General features: G+C 55.0%; 16 protein-coding genes. 5 read left to right on the top strand and 11 right to left on the bottom strand.

Annotated elements, in window-relative coordinates; translation table 11 throughout:
• Positions 1–57 precede the first annotated feature (57 nt).
• The 6 genes from rlmB to QTO31_RS06010 form a co-directional block, all read right to left on the bottom strand.
• The gene (gene rlmB, locus QTO31_RS06035) at positions 58–816 is read right to left on the bottom strand and encodes a 23S rRNA (guanosine(2251)-2'-O)-methyltransferase RlmB (protein ID WP_031458037.1); all 759 of its coding nucleotides are present in this window, start codon (positions 814–816) and stop codon (positions 58–60) included.
• A 152-nt stretch (positions 817–968) separates the two neighbouring features.
• On the bottom strand, positions 969–2,087 hold the full coding sequence (dnaJ, locus tag QTO31_RS06030) for a molecular chaperone DnaJ (protein WP_031458036.1): 1,119 nt from the start codon (positions 2,085–2,087) through the stop codon (positions 969–971).
• 47 nt (positions 2,088–2,134) lie between these two features.
• Entirely contained in the window at positions 2,135–3,979 is a 1,845-nt protein-coding gene (gene dnaK / locus QTO31_RS06025; RefSeq protein WP_301428437.1) for a molecular chaperone DnaK, read from the bottom strand.
• A gap of 36 nt (positions 3,980–4,015) precedes the next feature.
• Positions 4,016–4,618: a nucleotide exchange factor GrpE gene (grpE, locus tag QTO31_RS06020; RefSeq protein ID WP_031458034.1), complete on the bottom strand. Its 603-nt coding sequence runs from the start codon at positions 4,616–4,618 to the stop codon at positions 4,016–4,018.
• A 26-nt stretch (positions 4,619–4,644) separates the two neighbouring features.
• A complete protein-coding gene (gene hrcA, locus QTO31_RS06015) occupies positions 4,645–5,769 on the bottom strand; it encodes a heat-inducible transcriptional repressor HrcA (RefSeq protein WP_301428436.1) in 1,125 nt (374 codons plus the stop codon).
• Between the two features lie 136 nt (positions 5,770–5,905).
• Positions 5,906–6,457: a DUF2064 domain-containing protein gene (locus QTO31_RS06010; RefSeq protein ID WP_301428435.1), complete on the bottom strand. Its 552-nt coding sequence runs from the start codon at positions 6,455–6,457 to the stop codon at positions 5,906–5,908.
• A 243-nt stretch (positions 6,458–6,700) separates the two neighbouring features.
• Between QTO31_RS06010 and nifJ the strand changes: the two genes are divergently transcribed.
• Together nifJ and QTO31_RS06000 are read left to right on the top strand one after the other, a co-directional pair.
• Complete coding sequence (gene nifJ / locus QTO31_RS06005; RefSeq protein WP_301428434.1) at positions 6,701–10,279, top strand: pyruvate:ferredoxin (flavodoxin) oxidoreductase; 3,579 nt, start codon at positions 6,701–6,703, stop codon at positions 10,277–10,279.
• The gene (locus QTO31_RS06000; protein ID WP_031458030.1) at positions 10,276–11,340 is read left to right on the top strand and encodes a dihydroorotate dehydrogenase-like protein; all 1,065 of its coding nucleotides are present in this window, start codon (positions 10,276–10,278) and stop codon (positions 11,338–11,340) included. The genes nifJ and QTO31_RS06000 overlap by 4 nt, the downstream gene beginning before the upstream one ends.
• 66 nt (positions 11,341–11,406) lie before the next feature.
• Here the strand turns inward: QTO31_RS06000 and QTO31_RS05995 are convergent, their stop codons facing one another.
• From QTO31_RS05995 to pufB, 5 genes are all read right to left on the bottom strand, one after another.
• The gene (locus QTO31_RS05995; protein WP_031458029.1) at positions 11,407–12,666 is read right to left on the bottom strand and encodes a geranylgeranyl diphosphate reductase; all 1,260 of its coding nucleotides are present in this window, start codon (positions 12,664–12,666) and stop codon (positions 11,407–11,409) included.
• Between the two features lie 28 nt (positions 12,667–12,694).
• On the bottom strand, positions 12,695–13,618 hold the full coding sequence (gene chlG / locus QTO31_RS05990) for a chlorophyll synthase ChlG (protein WP_236631100.1): 924 nt from the start codon (positions 13,616–13,618) through the stop codon (positions 12,695–12,697).
• Between the two features lie 73 nt (positions 13,619–13,691).
• Positions 13,692–14,936, bottom strand: a complete 1,245-nt coding sequence (gene puf2C / locus QTO31_RS05985; protein ID WP_301428433.1) for a cytochrome c-554 Puf2C — start codon at positions 14,934–14,936, stop codon at positions 13,692–13,694.
• A gap of 262 nt (positions 14,937–15,198) precedes the next feature.
• Positions 15,199–15,372 (bottom strand): light-harvesting antenna LH1, alpha subunit, encoded by a 174-nt coding sequence (pufA, locus tag QTO31_RS05980; protein ID WP_301428432.1) that lies wholly within the window; start codon positions 15,370–15,372, stop codon positions 15,199–15,201.
• 28 nt (positions 15,373–15,400) lie between these two features.
• Positions 15,401–15,562, bottom strand: coding sequence for a light-harvesting antenna LH1, beta subunit (gene pufB, locus QTO31_RS05975; RefSeq protein WP_012257957.1), 162 nt, complete (start codon positions 15,560–15,562; stop codon positions 15,401–15,403).
• Positions 15,563–16,583: 1,021 nt separating this feature from the next.
• On the opposite strand from pufB, the gene QTO31_RS05970 reads away from it, so the two are divergent.
• The 3 genes from QTO31_RS05970 to QTO31_RS05960 all read left to right on the top strand — a co-directional run bounded on the left by QTO31_RS05970 (position 16,584) and on the right by QTO31_RS05960 (position 19,934).
• A complete protein-coding gene (locus tag QTO31_RS05970; protein WP_301428431.1) occupies positions 16,584–18,320 on the top strand; it encodes a 2-oxoacid:acceptor oxidoreductase subunit alpha in 1,737 nt (578 codons plus the stop codon).
• A 41-nt stretch (positions 18,321–18,361) separates the two neighbouring features.
• Entirely contained in the window at positions 18,362–19,210 is an 849-nt protein-coding gene (locus QTO31_RS05965; protein WP_301428430.1) for a 2-oxoacid:ferredoxin oxidoreductase subunit beta, read from the top strand.
• Positions 19,211–19,682: 472 nt separating this feature from the next.
• Positions 19,683–19,934, top strand: a complete 252-nt coding sequence (locus QTO31_RS05960; RefSeq protein WP_301428429.1) for a (2Fe-2S) ferredoxin domain-containing protein — start codon at positions 19,683–19,685, stop codon at positions 19,932–19,934.
• Positions 19,935–19,978 lie beyond the last annotated feature (44 nt).

The following is a 19,978-nucleotide window of genomic DNA, read 5'->3' as shown; positions in this document are numbered from 1 at the left end:
GTTGCGTATTCTAGCGCAGACCCAATAGAGCTTCAAGTCAGAGGAAATGATCCTGTCTCAGTCAGCAACCGGGCGATGGCGTTGACGCCAGGCGTAGTAGATAGCGATACTCCCCGCGATCGCTGCATTGAGTGATCCAACCTGGCCAATTATCGGTAAACGAACCAGAAAGTCGCACCGCTCGCGCACCAGGCGAGCAATGCCGGTACCTTCGGCACCGATCACGAGTGCCAGCGGCAGATCGAGATCAACCGCATCGATGTCTTGCGCCTGATCGTCCTGTTCGAGACCAACCACCCAGACACCAGCTCGTTGCAATTCTTCAATCGTCTGGTTCAAGTTTGACACCATTGCTACCCGTAGATGCTCGACCGCACCGCTGCTCGCATTAACAACGGCTGGAGTAATTTCAGCCGCCCGCCGACCGGGAATCACGACACCATGACATCCGACAGCCTCTGCCGTGCGCAGGAGAGTACCGATGTTTTGGGGGTCTTGCAGATGATCGAGCAATAGCAGTAAGGCCGCTTCCCGTCGTTCTGTCGCAGCATTGAGACAGGTATCAAGATCAACGTAAGGGTAGGGGCCAGCTTCGAGCATTACCCCTTGATGATTAACATCGCGCAACTGGCGATCCAGCATTTGGCGTTCGATACGCTCCACCGGAATACCGGCTTGTTGCGCCAGATGAATAATTTCGGCGATGACGCCACTTTCCTGGACGCTCCGCGAGAGAACCAAACGGCGCAATGTACGGCGACGAGCACGCAGTACCTCGCGCACCGCATTGCGCCCATAGAGGAGTTCCGTTGTCATGACTATTCACTCAGTACTCAAGCTCACAAAGGTTCCATCGGCGCGAACAGACCTGGCTGGATGTGAGCAATGTTTCACCCAGCCGCCTCGACCCTCTCGCCCCCTCATCGCACCTGAGATTGCAGGTGAAACCGCAATGCCACTACCGTGGTTTACAAACCAAACGCATCTTTAATCCGCCCAAAGAACCCATCGTCGTGGTTGTCGTCGTGGGACGCAAAGGTTTGGGCCAATTCCTGGAAAAGGCGACGCTGGTGATCGGTCAGTTTCGTCGGAACCTCTACCCGAATCACTACGATCTGATCACCGCGACCCTGTTGCCGCAAATAGGGAACCCCCTTCCCACGTAAGCGGAAGGTTTGGCCGTGCTGGGTGCCAGGTGGAAGACGCAGCTTTTCTGTCCCTTCGAGCGTTGGCACACTGACTTCTCCACCCAACGCGGCCTGAGCAACATTGATGGTCAGATTGAGAATAATGTCGTTGCCATCGCGCTCGAAAAGGGGATGCGGCTGAATATCAAGGGCAACGTAAAGGTTCCCCGGTGGCCCACCACGCGGCCCGGCCTCACCTTCACCACTAATCCGAATCTGTTGTGAACTATCGACACCCGCCGGTACGCGCACCGTGATTTTGCGGGTCTGTCGTACCCGACCTTCACCACGACATTCACGACAGGGAATAGGGATTACGTAACCGGTGCCACCACAGGTATCACAGGTCGTCACCGTCACCATATTGAAGATGGGTGCACGCTGACGGATTTCACCGGTACCGCCACAACGAGGACAGCGCGTTGGTTCGGTACCAGGTTCGGCACCAGAACCATAGCATACCGGACATGTTTCGAGACGACGGAACTCGATCTCCTTTTCGGTCCCGAACACTGCCTCTTCAAAGGTAAGCCGCAGTGTATAGCGCAGATCGGCTCCGCGCAGCGGCCCACGGGTGCTGCGTCCCGCCCCGACACCACCGAAAAAGGCATCGAAAATCGAGCTAAAGGGATCAACACCTCCAAACGGATCAGCGCCAACGCCACCGAAACCGGGCGGATTGTGACCAAACCGATCGTACATCGCCCGCTTCTGTTCGTCAGAGAGCACCTCGTAGGCCTCGTTGATCTCTTTGAACTTCGCCTCAGCGTCCGGCGATTTATTCACATCGGGATGATATTGGCGGGCTAGCCGACGATACGCCTTTTTGATTTCATCGGGCGTCGCACTCCGACTCACCCCGAGTACTTCGTAATAATCACGTTTGGCTCCCGCTGTCATACGGTGTCCTCACGACGTGTGCTACCGGCCAGTAGCCTGGTATAAGCCTACTCGCCTACCGATTCATCAACAACGGTACCGGCAGCACCGTTTGATGTTGCCCCGGTTGAGATATGCTGTAACGCAACGGCCAATTCAGCGATACGATTCCGAATCGTCTGCTCGTCATCTTCGGCGACAACACTGCGGAGCGCCATCATCTTCTCTTCGACGGTCGCCCGCACATTTGGATCGACGTGTTCGCCAGCTTCGCGTAACGTCTTTTCCGCAGTGTAAAGCAGGCTATCGGCGTGATTACGGGCGGCAATCAACTCACGGCGGCGACGATCTTCTTCAGCATGAAGCTCAGCATCGCGCACCATCCGCTCAATCTCTTCCTGCGAGAGGCCTGAAGAAGCCGTGATAGTAATACGCTGTTCTTTACCGGTCGCCTTATCGCGAGCACTGACACTCACAATCCCGTTGGCGTCAATATCAAACGTCACTTCAATCTGCGGGACACCACGGGGAGCAGGGGGAATCCCCGACAACTCAAAGCGGCCCAGGCTCTTATTGTAACGCGCCTCCGCACGCTCACCTTGTAACACATGAATCTCGACGCTCGTCTGGTTATCGCTGGCGGTAGAAAAGATTTGGCTCTTGCGGGTCGGGATAGTGGTATTGCGCTCAATCAACGGCGTCATCACACCACCGAGCGTCTCGATACCGAGCGTTAGCGGCGTCACATCGAGTAAGAGCACATCTTTCACTTCGCCGGCCAGCACACCAGCCTGGATCGCTGCGCCGATGGCAACTACTTCATCAGGGTTAACGCTGCGGTTTGGTTCTTTGCCGAAAAAGTTGCGCACGGCTGCCTGGATCGCCGGCATGCGGGTCTGTCCTCCTACCAGAATAATTTCATCGATCTGACCTGGTTGGAGACCTGCATCGCGCAGTGCCTGTCGGACTGGCCCCATACTGCGTTCGATCAAATCAGCGCAGAGTTGCTCAAGGCGGGCGCGGGTGAGCGTTGCATGCAGATGCTTCGGACCGCTCGGATCGGCGGTGATAAAGGGCAGGCTGATCTCGGTCTGCATCAACGAGCTAAGCTCCATTTTGGCCTTTTCTGCCGCCTCTTTCAACCGTTGCAGCGCCACACGGTCGGCGCGCAAATCAATCCCATGCTCCTTTTGAAACTCATCGGCCAGCCAGTCGATAATGCGCTGATCAAAGTCATCACCACCAAGATGCGTATCGCCACTGGTGGCCTTCACTTCAACCACACCATCACTGAGTTCAAGAATGCTAACGTCAAAGGTGCCGCCACCCATATCGTAGACGACGACCAGTTCATCTTTGCCCTTCTTGTCAAGCCCATAGGCAAGGGCACTGGCCGTTGGTTCGTTGACGATCCGCAGCACTTCGAGACCAGCAATCTTACCGGCGTCTTTGGTAGCCTGACGCTGGCTATCATTAAAGTAGGCCGGTACTGTGATCACCGCCTGCGTCACCGGCTCGCCGAGATAGGCTTCAGCATCAGCCTTCAATTTTTGCAGCACCATCGCCGAGATTTCAGGTGGCGCATACTCACGACCGGCCATCAACACGCGCACATCGCCGTTGGGTGCAGCGGTGATCTGGTAGGGAACCAGCTCTTTGTCTTGTTGCACTGAGGGTTCGTTAAACTTCCGACCGATAAAGCGCTTCACGGAAAAGATGGTATTTTCAGGATTCGTTACCGCCTGCCGACGGGCCACCTGACCAACGACGCGCTCGCCAGATTTGGTAACGGCCACCACCGACGGGGTCAGACGCGACCCTTCAGCATTGGGGATAACAACCACATCACCGCCTTCAACCACAGCGACCACCGAGTTGGTTGTGCCCAGATCAATCCCAATTACTTTTGGCATGGGAGCTTACCTTCATCTCAAAAAACGTTCTAGTTCCTAACCGCGACCCACCTTAACCATACTCGGACGGATGACACGGTCGTGGAGCAGATAGCCACGCTGTAATTCAGCAATGACTTTGCCTTCTTGCCCTTCTGCTTCTTCGTAGATCACCGCCTCGTGCAAATTGGGGTTAAAGTCCTGCCCCAACGCCTCAATCGGCTTGACCCCTTCGCTTTCGAGGATTGTACGTAATTTTTGAGCAATAAGTTGCGTTCCCTGCCACCACGGTGTTTCGGCAATCTCAGGTGGCACATTGGCAATCGCCCGCTCGAAGTCATCGAGGACCGGTAGCAACTTCAAAATAAGTGCTGCACCGGCATTACGTATCAGCTCACTGCGTTCGGTTTCGGTACGGCGCTTGAAGTTGCGATAATCAGCCACGGCCCGCATCCACTGATCTTTATATTCGGCAACCTGAGCTTCAGCCTGAGCCAGGCGGTTTTGCAGATCGGCGATCAACGCCTCCGAGTCAACCACTCCGCCATCGGCGGTAGCCACCGATGGCTGAGCCGTCGTCGCGTCTGCTCCTTCGTTCTGCGCATTAGCAGCCGCGTCTTGAACTGCTGTATCGGGTTTCACTTCTTCCGTATTTGCCATAGTTCCCTCACAAGGTATATCTCAATTCACGAAGTTGCAGGAGTATCAACATCTGGTTCCGAAGGACGAGGATTCGCGTAATAGAGATCGGCCAACAGGTTACTCATCAATGATGCGATATAGCGCACTGTTGAGATCGAACGTGGATAGGCCATACGGGTTGGCCCAATCACACCGAGCACACCAACCAACGCCCCCTCGACGCCGTAGCGCGCCAAGATCACACTGTAATCGCGCATAGCGTCTTCGCCGTGTTCGCCACCAATAATCACCTGCACCCCACCGGAGGCGAGGGCCTGGGGAATGAGTGGACCAAGACCGCGGCCACTCTTAAGAATTTCGAGAGTACGGCGTAATCGTTCAATGGCTCGCTCGGCATCATCACGGCCACTGGCAGGCATGAACTCAGGCTGACTCAACATCTCAAGCAGACCATCAGAATAGATCTGCTCTTGCGCCTGCTCTTCAAACGCAATCATCGCTCGCACCACCATATCAACCAGTGTCCGCTCAAACTCGCTGAGAGTGACACCGTTGAAGGTCGCCACGGCAGCCAGCTCTTCAGCCCGGGTTAAGGTTGCATCAGCGAGCAGATCGCTTACCACACCAGCAGCCCGACGCAGGTCCTCTGGTGTACGACCCGGCTCGATGGGCAGGGTCTGCTGTTTGATAATCCCGCCGTGAAAGACGATAACCGCCAGTGCCATTGTTTCGTGGATTGCGATCAACTCCAGGCTCTTGAAGCGAAGCTGCTCGGCGCGGGGAGCGGTGGCAACCGAAGCGTTATGCGCTGTACGGGCAAGCACAGCACATGCCAGTTGCACCCACTGATCAAGTTCGCCACGTACCTGGTAAAACTGGTGGCGAATCATGCGCTGTTCGGCAGGAGAGAGCGATGTGCGCTCCATCAAGTTCTCAACGAAAAAGCGATAACCCGCATCAGTCGGGATACGCCCGCCTGACGTGTGCGGATGGGTCAGAAAACCCAACTCTTCGAGTGCGGCCATATCATTCCGCACCGTCGCAGGCGAGACGGGGAGGCGATATTTGCGCACCAGCGTCTCGGAAGCGACCGGCGTTGCCGTATCGACAAACTCTTGTATGACCAGCTTGAGAATCATCTGCCGGCGTTCGGTCAGAGGTCCGCTCATCGCTGTATCCTGCCTTGCAGGTCAATTGTTAGCACTCGCTAAGTGAGAGTGCTAATGCTTCCAACGTAAAAGGTTGGCGTGCATCTGATGCACGCCGATAAGAAGTATACCATAAGTTGTGCCAATTGTCATGAGGTCATGCCCCCCATTCGCGTTCGCGGGCACCACCGCCGAGGAGGCGTCGGGTTGAAGGGGCATACCCTTCTGGCATCGTGCGGAGCGCAACTGACAGGGTGACCAAATCTGATACGTACACGATCCGAAACCAGAGTGGCAGGTAGGCGATACGGACACCATGGCGGTGCAAACCGCTCAGCCATAGCCGTACCTCTTCCGAGACAAGCGGAATTGTTCCGACAACTGACAAATGGCGGATACCCAGCAAATACCAGGAGCCACGATCGCATAACCCTATCACCACATCGGTGCCACTGTCTAAGAGGGTATAGGCATCGCGAACCCGTGACTCAGGTAGATGTGGCGTATCACCACTGAGGATCAGTAATGGTCCTTCGCTGGCTTCCGTAGCGATTTGAATGGTTGAAGTAACATACGCGGTCGAGCCAGTTACACGAAGTACCAGCGCCTGAAGATCGGCAACAAACGCATGAACCCACCAATTGGCTTCAGGGCCAAAGGTTTCGCGCAGAGCAGCCGATCGGTCGAGGATCAAGGTTACGCGCTGCATGCGCTGCTCCATCTCTGTAGAACACGAAATCACTCTTATTATAGACTGTCGTAGCACTCGCTAAAACAGGAAAATGGCACGAAAGTTAAAAAATTGATGAACATTTTCCCACCGCTTCTATCACTAGAATGAAGCAATCATTACTGATGGTTGCCTGAGTTTTATCAGAACTATACTGCTACCCCTCCTATACTGATACAGAGCAGGCATCATGACCTCTGCTTGCAGGTAAGGAGGAACATAATGGGCACTCGACGAGTCACTCTCGATGGCAATGAGGCGGTTGCGAATGTTGCCTATCAATTGAGTGAAGTGATAGCAATTTACCCAATCACCCCTTCCACGCCAATGGGTGAACTGGCTGATGCATTTGCTGCTAGCGGTAAGCCCAATCTGTGGGGAGTAGTACCGACCGTTTACGAGATGCAGTCGGAAGGTGGCGCCGCAGGCGCCCTCCACGGGGCAATGCAGACCGGCGCCCTAACCACGACGTTTACCGCTTCGCAGGGTCTGCTTTTGATGATTCCCAATATGTATAAGATGGCCGCCGAGCTAAGACCGGGCGTCTTCCACGTTGCGGCCCGGGCGTTAGCAACGCAGGCTCTTTCCATCTTTGGTGATCAGTCAGATGTTATGGCCGCACGAACTACCGGCCTTGGCATGTTGGCATCAGCATCGGTACAAGAGGCGCAGGATATAGCCCTGATTGCCCACGCCAGCTCGCTGGCCGGGAAATTGCCGGTGATACACTTCTTCGATGGCTTTCGTACCTCGCACGAAGTGAATACGATCATCCTGCTCGAAGAGGAAGAGATTCGGGCAATGATCAAGGACGAATGGATTCACGATCATCGCGCTCATGCCCTTTCACCAGAACAGCCGGTGATTCGTGGCACGGCGCAGAACCCTGATGTTGCTTTTCAGGCCCGTGAGCGTATCCAGCCGATCATCGATGCCTTCCCAGCCGTTGTACAAGCACAGATGGATCGGTTTGCCGAAATTACCGGTCGGCAGTACCACCTATTTGACTATTTCGGTGCTCCTGATGCCGAGCGGGTGATAGTAATAATGGGTTCAGGAGGTGAGACAGCCCGCGAAACTGCTTTCTACCTGAACCAGCAAGGCGAGAAGGTCGGGGTCGTGCAAGTGCGTCTCTTCCGACCCTTTGCCGAGGCCGCATTTCGTGCCGTATTGCCACCAACCGTGAAGAGAATTGCCGTACTCGACCGCACCAAAGAGCCGGGGGCTTCTGGTGAGCCGCTCTTCCTCGATGTCGTTGCGGCACTCCGTGGTCAGCCGATCAAGGTGATCGGCGGGCGCTATGGCCTTTCATCGAAGGAGTTTACGCCGGGGATGGCAGCCGCCGTTTTTGCCGAGCTGGCAAAGGAACACCCCAAAGAGCACTTCACGGTTGGGATCATTGATGATGTCAGCCAGAGTAGTCTGAGTTACGATCCCGATCTCTGCATCGATCCGCCCGGTACGGTGCGCTGTGTCTTCTGGGGTCTTGGTTCTGATGGCACGGTCGGCGCCAATAAGAATAGCATCAAGATTATCGGTGATAGCAGTGAGGGCGAGGCTGAGCGTTACGCGCAGGGCTATTTCGTCTATGACTCGAAGAAATCGGGGTCGGTGACGATTTCCCATCTCCGTTTTGGGCCATCGCCGCTGGCAACACCGTATCTGATCGGTAAGGGACAGGCCCAGTTTGTAGCCTGCCACCAGTTCAGTTTCCTCGAACGATTTGATGTATTGCAGTATGCAGCACCGAATGGTGTGTTCTTGCTCAATAGCCCTTACGGTCCTGATCAGGTCTGGCATCAGTTGCCGTCGGTTGTCCAGCGTAAAATTCGCGAGCTGAACCTGCGCTTCTTCGTGATTGATGCAACTGCTGTTGCCAATGAAGTGGGTATGCGCGGACGCATCAACACCGTGATGCAGACCTGCTTCTTCGCAATCAGTGGCGTCTTACCCCGTGAAGACGCAATTGCGGCGATCAAGCAGTCGATCAAGAAGACCTACGGTCGGCGCGGCGAGGCCGTGGTCAAGCAGAACTGGGCAGCAGTTGACCGCACGCTCGACCGGCTGTACGAGGTACCGATCCCACCGCCGACCGAGGACAATGGGTTGCCGATGCGACCACCAGTACCGGCTAATGCACCGCCGTTCGTGCGTGATGTGTTGGGACCGATGATCGCCGGGCGGGGCGACGAGTTACCGGTTAGTGCAATCCCCATCGATGGCTCTTTCCCGACCGGAACGACGAAATGGGAAAAGCGCAATATTGCGCTTGAAATACCAATCTGGGACCCGGCTATCTGCATCCAGTGCAACAAGTGTGTCTTTGTGTGTCCACATGCTACCATTCGTGCGAAGGTCTACCCCGAAGAGGCACTTGTTGGCGCTCCCGAAGGATTCCAGAGCGCACCGGCCCGCTTTAAAGAGTTCCCCGGTCAGCGCTACACATTACAAGTTGCGCCCGAAGACTGCACCGGCTGTGGCCTCTGTGTTGAAGCGTGTCCGGTCAAGGACAAGCGTGCAACCGGTCGTAAGGCGATCAATCTCCAACCGCAACCGCCTATTCGTGCTCGTGAAGCTGCATATTGGGATTTCTTCCTCTCGTTGCCGGATGTGGATCGCACCCAGATTCCGTCTGGCAGTGTAAAGCATACGCAACTGTTTGTGCCGCTGATGGAATTTTCAGGGGCCTGTGCCGGTTGTGGCGAGACACCTTATCTCAAGCTGCTGAGTCAGCTCTTTGGCGACCGCGCAATTATTGCCAACGCCACCGGTTGTTCGTCAATCTACGGCGGTAATTTACCAACAACACCATGGACAACCAACGCTGAGGGGCGCGGGCCAGCATGGTGCAATTCACTCTTCGAGGACAATGCCGAGTTTGGGTTGGGGATGCGCTTAAGTATTGACCAGCAGCTTGACCATGCCCGAATGCTGCTTAATCGCCTCCGGCCCATTCTTGGTGCTGAATTTGTCGAAGACCTGCTGCATGCTGATCAACACAGTGAAACCGGCATTCGTGAGCAACGCGAGCGCGTCGCAATCCTTAAACAGCGTTTGCGTGAACTGCTGAGCAGTGATCCGCCAGAGGCAGCGCAAATGCGTGATCTGCTAGCCCTGGCCGATGTGTTGATCCGACGCAGTATCTGGATCGTCGGTGGTGATGGTTGGGCCTACGACATCGGCTTTGGTGGGCTTGACCATGTGTTTGCGTCAGGGCGCGATGTCAATATCCTGGTGTTAGATACGGAAGTCTACTCTAACACTGGCGGGCAGGCCAGTAAATCAACACCAACTGGCGCTGTCGCCAAGTTTGCAGCCAGTGGGAAAGGTGGGGTCAAGAAGGATTTGGCCCAGATTGCAATGACCTACGGTGATGTATACGTGGCCCGAGTGGCCTTTGGTGCCGATGATGTCCAGACGCTACGCGCCTTCCAGGAGGCCGAAGCGTATCCTGGGGTCTCGCTCATCATTGCCTACAGCCACTGCATTGCCCATGGCTATGATCTACGTCGTGGTCTAGAGCAGCAACGGCTGGCGGTTGAGTCTGGTGTCTGGCCACTCTATCGTTACAATCCGGCCATTCACGAGGGTTCACCATTGACCATCGACTCGAAAGCACCGACCATTGATCCAGAGGTCTATTTGCGCGGTGAAGGTCGTTTCCAGATGTTGCAACAAGCCAACCCGGCTCGCTACGAACAACTGGTCGCCAGCCTACGGCGGCAGGTAGCATTGAAGTGGGCACATTTGCAGTGGATGGCCAATGAGTTAGCTGCCGAGACGAAGGAGGGGCTGCGATGATCGATCTGAGTACGACCTATCTGGGGATGCGGCTGCGCACACCGTTAGTCGCTGCCGCATCACCCATCAGTCGCAACGTTGAGCTGGCTCGTCAGCTCGAAGAGGCTGGCCTGGGAGCGATTGTTATGTATTCGCTCTTCGAGGAGCAGATCATTCAAAACAGCCTTGAGATTGATCGCATGCTTAGTCATGGGGCCGAGAGCTTTGCCGAAGCGCTCAGCTATTTCCCCGAACATGGTGTGTATAGCGTCGGCCCCGAACGGTATCTGGAACAGGTTGTAGCACTGAAAAAAGCGTTGAGCATCCCGGTCATCGGTAGTCTCAATGGCGTCTCGGCAGGCGGATGGGTTCATTATGCCCGTCTCATACAAGAGGCGGGTGCTGATGCACTCGAACTCAATATCTACTTCATCCCAGTTGATACCACCATCACCAGTAGCGCACTCGAGGATATTTACGTCGAGCTGGTGCGTGCAGTACGGGCCGAAATCACGATCCCGCTGGCGGTAAAGATTGGCCCATACATCACAGCACTGCCACACTTTGCTACCCGTCTGCGTGAAGCAGGAGCAGATGCGCTGGTGCTGTTCAATCGCTTTTACCAGCCCGACTTCGACCTTGAACAATTGGAGGTACGACCGAACTTGCAACTGAGTAGTTCGGCTGAATTGCGACTACCGCTGCGTTGGATCGCCTTACTCTACGGACGTGTCCCGCTTGAATTTGCGATCAGCAGTGGTGTCCATAGTGCGATTGATGCCCTCAAAGGGCTAATGGCCGGAGCAAATGTGGCAATGATGGCATCGGCGCTCCTCCGTGGCCGGGCGCCTGATGTGTTGCGCGGTATTCTACACGATCTGGAAGCGTGGCTCACCGAGCACGAGTACGAGTCGATTACCCAACTACGCGGGAGTATGAGCCAAAAAGCGGTAGCTGAACCGGCAGCCTTCGAGCGGGCCAACTACGTGCGCGTCCTTGAAGATTATCGTCCGCCTTATGCGCTGGGCAGTCACACCGATCTAACCGGTCGGATGCTGTATCCCTTTATTGATGAGGTGTAGCCAGAAACGTTAACGGGACGCAGTGCAAGTCACTGCGTCCCGCCGATCACGTGGGGTAAGTGCCGATCAATCGGCGGCAAGCATCCGCTGCTTTTCGATCACCGTTAACCCCAACTGCTCGCGCAACGGTGTGCGAGGTCGCAGGTAATTGCGCACTTCACTGACAATAATCTCAGCGGTCATACGCAATTGGGCCAACCAGGGCGCTGGTGCCATCTTCTTGTGCATGTAGCTATCAAACGTTAACCGTTGCACATCAGGGTTACGGCACATTTCAGTAAAGACCTCCATCTGACGCTCGTTACCATAGCCCCAGATTTGCAAAAAGCGCAGGAAGCGATACATTGTGCCGTATTCTTTCCACCAGCGGCGCTCGTAGTGGCGCAGGTTTGCAGCACTAGGCACATCGAGATACTCGGCCAGGGTCTGCGCAGCCATCTGACCACTCTTCATTGCCCAATAAATGCCTTCACCGGAAGTATGCACCACCAATCCGGCGGCATCACCGATCAGCATTGCCCGATCAAAAGCCATGTGCGGACGCGGTTCCATCGGCAATGCATGCGCTTCGCGCAAAATGACCTGACCACCATCGAGGGCCGAACCAAGGCGACGTTTGAGATTAGCCAGCAATTGTTTGGCAGCCGATCCATGACCAGGACCGGCGCCGATACCTACCGCAATATGGTCACGTTTGGGAAAAGCCCAGGCATACAGATCGGGGCTGACTTCGTGGCCGAGGTAGAGATCAGCAGTTTCTTCCCAACGCGCCATCTTATCAGGTGGCAGCTTGATCCGCTCTTGCATTGCCACAGCCCGCGGCAGATTCGGCAGGCCGAGGAATTTTGCGGTTGGTGAATAAGCACCATCAGCACCGATCACCACATCGGCCCAAACCGAACCCTCATAACCTGAAGGAGTACGGTAGGTAGCCGTCACCCCATGCCGATCAACCCGTAAACCGGTAACCTGAGCGTGGATCAATTCTGCCCCACGTTCCTGCGCACGCTGACGCAAGAAACTATCAAACACCTCACGCCGCACCATCGCCACATAATCATCATCACTAGGCACAGAACCGGCTACCGGCACGTGAGTCTCTTGACCCGACGGCGAAACGATCAGGCACTGACGAACCTTACGATCAATCAGGCTAGTCGGTAAGTCAAACTCACGGAACGCTGCTGGTGGGACAGCGCCGCCGCATGGTTTGGCCTTACTCAGCTCCTTCTCGATCATGATCGTCTCGATACCAAACGACCGCAGCGTAATCGCTGCGGTTGCGCCACCCACCGATGCGCCAACGATCAGAACTCGTGGTGCCATCGAACACACTTCTAGGGGCTGATGCCCATCAAGCTGCCAGACCAATTGCTGCTGCTAACATGCCCCACACATAAAGCATGATCGCAGTTGCATTGAAAAAGACCTCATTGTTCTCTGGATCACGGATGAAGCGCGCATTCGGGATACTCTGCGCTGCCAGTAAGATGGCAACAACCGTTGCCGCCACAGGATGGCCCCAGTAATAGAGTAAACCAATGACTGCAATTTGGGCCACTCCCATAGTTATCACCACCATCCGCGCAGCGATAACCTTGCCATACTGTACCGGAATGGAACGGATACCCATCAGCGTATCGCCACGGATGCTCTTAAAGTCATTAACCGTCATAATCCCGTGGGCGCCGAGGGAATAGAGCAAAGCAATCGTGACGCTCTCGCCGGTGAGTGGAGCAAATGCCGAATGACCGGCCATCCAGGCCAGGCCTTCGTATGAAATAGCAACCAGCGCATTACCGATCCAGCCATTACGCTTTCCGCGAATCGGTCGTAGACTATAGGCCAGGGCGAAGATCAGACCAAGCGCGACAAAAAAGGCCACATTTCGCCCCAAAAATAGCGCAATACTCGCGCCAAGCCATGTCAGCACTGCCGTCAGAATATAGACGTGACGCAACGAAACCTGACCAGATGGAATAAGCCGGTGTGGCTCATTAATGGCGTCAACATCACGATCAGCGTAATCGTTGACCACCTGCGACAAACCGCACAATACCGGGCCAGCCATAAACATACCGAGCAGAAGGCGGCCAATCGATTCGTTCCATCCCAGAGCACCGCTGGCAATTGCCCCACACATAAACGCCCACGTCGGCGCAAACCAGGTTACCGGCTTCATGAGCTGGATGGATCGCGTTAGCCAGACCAGGCGTAGCCGCAGACGTTTGGGTAGCGGAAGTGAAGGTGGTGAAGTCAAACTGGTTCGGTCGCTCATATCGCTCATAGAGCATCGCTCTCTAGCGCGCCAGCGGCGCGGGGGCGCCCAAGCGCCCCCTTCAAGGAGTAGGTTAGCGGCCTCTAATCTGCGGTGGTAGGATCACGACACCGGCATCGTTATCGGGGATGTCGGCCTGATTGATCGAAGCCAGCGGGATATTGTTTCCACGATGGCACGTGTAACAACCGGGAACGTTGTACACCTGTCCATCGCCAAGGCGCTGGTATGAATAGCGACTTGCCGCCCCGGGGCCGGTAGGAATCTCAGGCTTCCCAATCGCACCGTAGCGCGTCCAGTTTTCGGCCAGCCATGTCGTGAGCAGCAACATCCGCTGCGCCTTCAGTTTGTTGTACGCATAAGCCGGGTTAAGCACATTGTCACCGGCGGGATTCAGCTCATAGGCAACGAAATTACGTGAGTTGTGGCAGAACGTACAACCAACCCCCAGCGACCAGGACTGATAGTTCATCACATTCTGGTTAATCGTCACCTGATCTTGTGTGCGCCCGCCATCGTAGGTCAGTGCCAGCGAGCCGCGACCACTTTCCGGATCATTTGGATCGAAAGGTTTCCAGACCTGATAGTTATAGATGTAGTAGAGAATAGCATCCTTCAACAAGACCTGGTCGCGAATAGCTTCGGGCTTCTGAGCAGGATCGAGGATTGCACGTCCATTGGCATCAAGCGGATCAACAGTCACCTTAATCGGTGGTATCGAGTTGATAAATTGGGCGCCGAAGCTTTCAAGATTGTTTGGCGCGTTGTTGTGGCAGGTTGCGCACTGAACGTAGTTACCCTTCCAGGCCGGCAAGTTGACAATAAACTCGGCGTTGACATCACGCACCAGACGCAGCATATTGCGCGCTGCAATCTTTTGCGGATACTCATCACTAGCGAAATTGTTGATATTGTGGCAGTACTGGCAACCAACCCCAAGCGCACCCGAAACGTATTGCTGCATGTACGTCCAGATCTGGGCCGAACTCATCCCGACCAGAACTTGTACATTAACCGTATTCGGATACTTTTGAACCCAGGCCTGACCGGCCTGAACTCCCTCATTCCATGCTTGCGTACCCAGCCAATTCTGGCGGCCATCAGTGGGAGTAACCGGCTTCGACTCGGTGATCACCTTAATACCATCGCTGAAGCTCCAGCGCGCACCGGCTGTTTTCGCAGCCTCCCGTTGGGCACGGCCTAGTGTCAAATCGTAGACCCACCAGAAGGTGGCTGTTGTAATCACTGCGACAACGAGTCCTACCGCCACCGAGACAACGATCGCGAGTTGCCGATCACTTGGTCGTGACGATTGCATGGGTCTCTCCTGATCCAGATCGGCGTCCCCAACATAGTGACGCCAATGCAAGCGTGAGATTGCGGCGGAAGGGCGACGCCGCCCCTAACGATCCTAATAACCAGTATACACCGATTCTCAGTATACACGAATTATTTCTAAAGGTCAATTTTTTATCTATGTGCAAAAAGCCGAATCTCAACCGCCTGCGAACAACAACCGCCAGCAGAGGCGCTGCTGGCGGTTGCCGTCTTACGCGAGCCGTAGCCAGCCCGCCACCACATCAGACTCCGAACAACATACGCACGGTGCTCAGGAGCAGCGCCCCGCTCTCGGCATTCGATAGCCAATTGTACTTCGGGCTGCTCAGCACGATGAAATGGATAAGTAGCGCCACTACAAAGCCGAGAATAGTAAAGATGACGATATTCGTCCGCACTGGGCTGCGAGGTTGCATGAATAATCCCTCCTCATTTTACTCTACACTAAGGAAGCCACGGTTTCCACAGATAGACCAGCAGGTGCGCGATTGCGGCGATGACACCGAAGCCGTAGAACGACTTCACCACAATATCGTGCAGCAGCCAGTCTTGATTGTTAAATAGCGGACGCCATTTCGGTGGAACCAGATCGTCGTCGTCGCGCATGGGCGAACCTCCACTTTTCTGCTATTAGCGAGATTGCGACCGACACCCGGCTGGTCTCCCGCGAAACTTCCGCTACATTCGAGCGCCCTTCAGCGGTATTCGTTGAAGACCATGCAACGGTGGTGTGTTGCCTAAATTATATAGGAATCAACGAAAAATGTCAATCCGTTGCTTTTAAGAAAAAAGATAATCGTAGGTTGCGATTTTTCCCGCATTTCTCGCTTCGACCTCGGCCACCTCTGTGGAAGGCATCATCCTTCATCGCTGCGACTACGAGAGGCACTTCCCGCGCCAGGCAAGGGCATCTCCAGAATGGTTCCGGGAACGGTTGCAGGCAACACAGGCTTCTCTTCGCCGCGGTAGCAACGGGTGGCACCGAGTTCAGCGCCAGTGCTGCGACGCACGCCTGGCGCCCCTCACCTTCCCCCTGCCCTCCCTTCCGCTCCCACACAGTTGTAAAGAGGGGACGAAGTGTGGCTGATGCGAAAGTATGTTAGCACCTCCACACAAAATGATAGGCAGGTTCGCTACATGCCCAATGAGAAATCTGGGCTTTTGATCAGGCTCTTAATCATCTACAAAACCTGGCCGAGATACCCGAATTGCAGGCGAAGATCAATGGGAGAGGTTCGCAAATCACTTCTCCGGCAAGACGGCATCTTGCCCCACCATGCACTGATCGTCCATTGTGTGCCATTCATCGCCTGGGTTTATCTGTTATGAGGCGATAACGCTTATGCGGAACGGGAAGCAGCGCACCTGCATACACACCGTGAATGGGTATGCCAGGGCGCACCCTTTCATAGCCCGGCAATGTTCGTCCTAACAATTGGCTGCTGCGCCGCTTTGTCATACACTGCCCTCCATCACGCATTATTTTTGCACAAACATCGCACTAGTTATCACAATAAAAAGGGCATTGCAGTGCGATTGTGGCAGTGCTATGATAGGGACAATCCATCTCTCATTTGCTTTATGTACCAACGCAGGTACAAAGCAACGAAGCTGCGGCGAGGTTGCCATGATTCAGAAGGAAGATATCGTCATCCGCGTAGCTGGCGAAAGCGGTGATGGCAGCACGGCGACGGGCGAGATGCTCGCGCAAGCGGCTGCCCGTTCTGGTTTGCATGTCTTTACCTTTCGGACCACTCCAGCCGAGATCAAGGGTGGCCCGGTGATGTTCCAGGTTCGTGCGTCGAATAGCCCGGTACGCTCAATGGGCGATGCGGTTGATGTGCTCTTCGCATTTAACCGTGAAGCGTGGGATTTACACCATGCTGATTTGGCTTCGAACGCGGTACTCCTCTACGATCCCGAAGAATTTGAGCTGCCAACCGAGTTTCGTGGTGTCGCTTATCCGGTACCAATTGGCGCCATAGCGCAGGAGGTCGGCAATCGCCGTGGAAAGAATGTGGCAGCGCTCGGTGTGGTGGCCGCGTTGTTTGGCTTAGGTTTGAATAAGCTCGAAGACATTGTACGGGCAAAATTGGGCAAAAAAGCCGACTTGCTAGAGAGCAACCTGGCAGCGTTGCGCGCCGGCATTGCCTATGCTCAGCGGCTGGAGAAACGCGATCCATTCTGGATGGAGTCGGTCGCCGAACACGAACGCTACGTGATGACCGGTAATCAGGCGATTGTCGCCGGTGCGCTACACGCCGGAGTTGAATTCTTTGCCGGTTATCCAATTACTCCCGCTTCGGATATTATGGAGGGAATGGCAGCGATGCTCCCTCAAATCGGTGGCGGTTATATGCAAGCTGAAGATGAGATTGCAGCGATTATGGCTTGCATTGGTGCTTCGTATGGCGGTAAGCGCGCCATGACCGCAACCTCTGGGCCAGGGCTATCGCTGATGAGTGAAGCAATCGGCTATGCTAGTATGACCGAGATACCGGTGGTGATCGTGGATGCTCAGCGAGGTGGTCCCAGCACCGGCCTACCAACCAAGATGGAGCAGTCGGATTTAAATATTGCGCTGCACGGGGGCCACGGTGATAGTCCGCGGATCGTGCTTGCTCCGGCCAGCGTTGCCGAGTGTTTTCATCTGACGGTTTGGGCGTTTAATCTGGCCGAGCAATATCAGACGCCGGTTATCTTACTCAGCGATTATTCGCTCTCGTTCCGCACCGAGACCGTCGAACCATTTGATCTGAACAAGTATCCGCGCGTTGATCGCTTGCGACCAAATGGTGCACTGGCGCCCAAACAGTATCGCCGTTACGAGATAACCGCAAACCTGATTTCGCCGATGGTTGCGCCGGGCGTGGCGTATGCGCAATACACTGCAACCGGCCTTGAACATAATGAGTATGGCAACCCCGATTACACACCGAAGAATCACGCATTAATGACCGAGAAGCGCTGGGGCAAGCTGGCCCCCTTGCAACATTCACGCGAGTACGTTCGCCGCTTTGGCGCCGAGCGGGCCAAAGTAGGAATTATTTGCTGGGGAACTACTGCTGGCCCATGTCGTGGTGCAGTCTATCTGGCCGGTCAGGAAGAAGTACCGGTAGCAATGTTGCAGGTTCAGATGCTGGCGCCACTACCGGTTGATGCGATTAACGAATTTCTTGAACAGGTCGAGATTGTGCTGGTACCGGAAGTGAATTTCCAGGGTCAGTTTGCTAAATTACTCCAGGCTGAACTGGGGATTAAAGTGCTCTCAATGACCAAATATACCGGTATGCCGTTCTCGCGATTAGAGATTCTACGCCAGATTCACGTCCTAAATGGGCTTGCTGAACCGGTATTGTCTTGATGACGATATGCTTCACACGTAGCTTAGATGCGGAGACAATTATGACTGCTGTACCAATTACTACGCCGCCCGTTGTTTACAAACCGTCCGATTACCGCAGCGATCTGAAACCGATCTGGTGTCCAGGTTGTGGTGATTTCGGCGTTTTGGCTGCTATTCAGCAGGCGTTGGCCGCAACGCAAATTAATCCGAAAGACCTGGCTGTGGTCTCCGGTATCGGTTGTAGTTCACGACTACCCGGCTTTTTGCAGACATACGGATTGCATACGGTACACGGTCGTGCGTTACCGGCAGCAATTGGGCTGAAAATTGCCCGCCCCGATTTGACCGTGATGGCAGTGGGTGGTGATGGCGATTTCTTCAGTATCGGGCTGGGGCATTTACCGCACGCTGCACGGCGTGATCTCGATATTACTGTTGTGGTGATGGATAACGCGATTTATGGCCTAACGAAAGGGCAGACGTCTCCGACCTCACCGCGCGGACATGTGACCAAGAGCACGCCTTACGGTCAATCAGCCCAGCCTCTTCACCCACTAGCGATTGTATTGTCGAGCGGGGCTTCATTTGTTGCCCGTGGTTTTTCGAGTCAGCCGAAGCAGTTGGCAGAACTGATTAAAGCCGGGCTTGAGCATCGCGGTTTTGCCTTTATTCACGTGTTAAGTCCATGCGTCACCTTTTACGATACGTATAAACTGTATAAGGAGCTGGTGTACAATTTGCCCGCAGATCACGATCCATCAGATCTCGATGCAGCGATGCACTACGCAGTTGAGCGTGAACGACTGCCGCTTGGCATTTTTTATCGTCGGCCACCACTTGAACCGCTGCCGCGTCCAACTCCAAAGCCGTTTGATACCCAGGCTTATCTGGAACGCTTCCGAGTGTAGCCGTCAATTCTGTCTGTTTCATTGCACAGGAGGGAGGGAAACCTGCCCTCCCATTTTGTTGCAAGTTCGGAGAGAAGTTACGGAACAATCCCACCCCACTGGCGTACTGCGGCGCTACCAAGAGCTTCCGACCGGCAAGGCGCGGGCCTGTGGCCCGCGCTACAAGGCAAGCTGCTCCGCCTCCTGCCGGGTGCTGGCTATACACCGCAAGGCGCAGGCCACAGGCCTGCGGCGCTCCACAAACGTGTCCGACCGGTAAGGCGCAGGCCACAGGCCTGCGCTACCAGGCCTGCGGCGCTCCACAAACGTGTCCGACCGGTAAGAGACGGGCCACAGGCCCGCGCACCCAGGCAAGCGGGCAAGAGGCGGGCCGGAGGCCCGTGCGCCCAGGGAAATAGTGCAGGTTACGCCTGAGCGACCTTTTGATACAATCTGTACACTGGTATTGAATTTTTCTGCTGAGCACGTGAATATGATTCGTATCTACATCTGTCTTGGCCCTCATTGCCGTAGTCGGGGATCAGCCGACATCCTATCAACGCTTGAACAACAACTCCGCCAGGCTCATTTGTTGCAACGGATCGAGTGTATCGCAGGCGGCTGTCAGGATCGCTGTGCACTCGGACCGAATCTACGTATCTATCCAGGTGGACGGAAGATGCACTGCGTCACATTGCAGGCAATAGGGTCACTTGTAGCACAGCTTATCGATGGCGGTGTATAATGCCAGCGTGTACGCTATTGTTATCTATGCGATCCATTATTAGA

The organism is Chloroflexus sp. MS-CIW-1 (assembly GCF_030444705.1).
Taxonomy (GTDB): Bacteria; Chloroflexota; Chloroflexia; order Chloroflexales; family Chloroflexaceae; genus Chloroflexus.
Note: the sequence above shows the minus strand (reverse complement) of the source record. Positions and strands in the feature narration are given on the sequence as shown.

Coding starts and splice junctions, on each gene's coding strand:
- dnaJ (WP_031458036.1), bottom strand. CDS start 2,087: ATGACAGCGGGAGCCAAACGTGATTATTACGAAGTACTCGGGGTGAGT.
- QTO31_RS05960 (WP_301428429.1), top strand. CDS start 19,683: ATGATTCGTATCTACATCTGTCTTGGCCCTCATTGCCGTAGTCGGGGA.
- grpE (WP_031458034.1), bottom strand. CDS start 4,618: ATGGCAAATACGGAAGAAGTGAAACCCGATACAGCAGTTCAAGACGCG.
- chlG (WP_236631100.1), bottom strand. CDS start 13,618: ATGAGCGACCGAACCAGTTTGACTTCACCACCTTCACTTCCGCTACCC.
- rlmB (WP_031458037.1), bottom strand. CDS start 816: ATGACAACGGAACTCCTCTATGGGCGCAATGCGGTGCGCGAGGTACTG.
- QTO31_RS05995 (WP_031458029.1), bottom strand. CDS start 12,666: ATGGCACCACGAGTTCTGATCGTTGGCGCATCGGTGGGTGGCGCAACC.
- nifJ (WP_301428434.1), top strand. CDS start 6,701: ATGGGCACTCGACGAGTCACTCTCGATGGCAATGAGGCGGTTGCGAAT.
- QTO31_RS06000 (WP_031458030.1), top strand. CDS start 10,276: ATGATCGATCTGAGTACGACCTATCTGGGGATGCGGCTGCGCACACCG.
- pufB (WP_012257957.1), bottom strand. CDS start 15,562: ATGCGCGACGACGACGATCTGGTTCCACCGAAATGGCGTCCGCTATTT.
- QTO31_RS05970 (WP_301428431.1), top strand. CDS start 16,584: ATGATTCAGAAGGAAGATATCGTCATCCGCGTAGCTGGCGAAAGCGGT.
- QTO31_RS06010 (WP_301428435.1), bottom strand. CDS start 6,457: ATGCAGCGCGTAACCTTGATCCTCGACCGATCGGCTGCTCTGCGCGAA.
- puf2C (WP_301428433.1), bottom strand. CDS start 14,936: ATGCAATCGTCACGACCAAGTGATCGGCAACTCGCGATCGTTGTCTCG.
- pufA (WP_301428432.1), bottom strand. CDS start 15,372: ATGCAACCTCGCAGCCCAGTGCGGACGAATATCGTCATCTTTACTATT.
- dnaK (WP_301428437.1), bottom strand. CDS start 3,979: ATGCCAAAAGTAATTGGGATTGATCTGGGCACAACCAACTCGGTGGTC.
- QTO31_RS05965 (WP_301428430.1), top strand. CDS start 18,362: ATGACTGCTGTACCAATTACTACGCCGCCCGTTGTTTACAAACCGTCC.
- hrcA (WP_301428436.1), bottom strand. CDS start 5,769: ATGAGCGGACCTCTGACCGAACGCCGGCAGATGATTCTCAAGCTGGTC.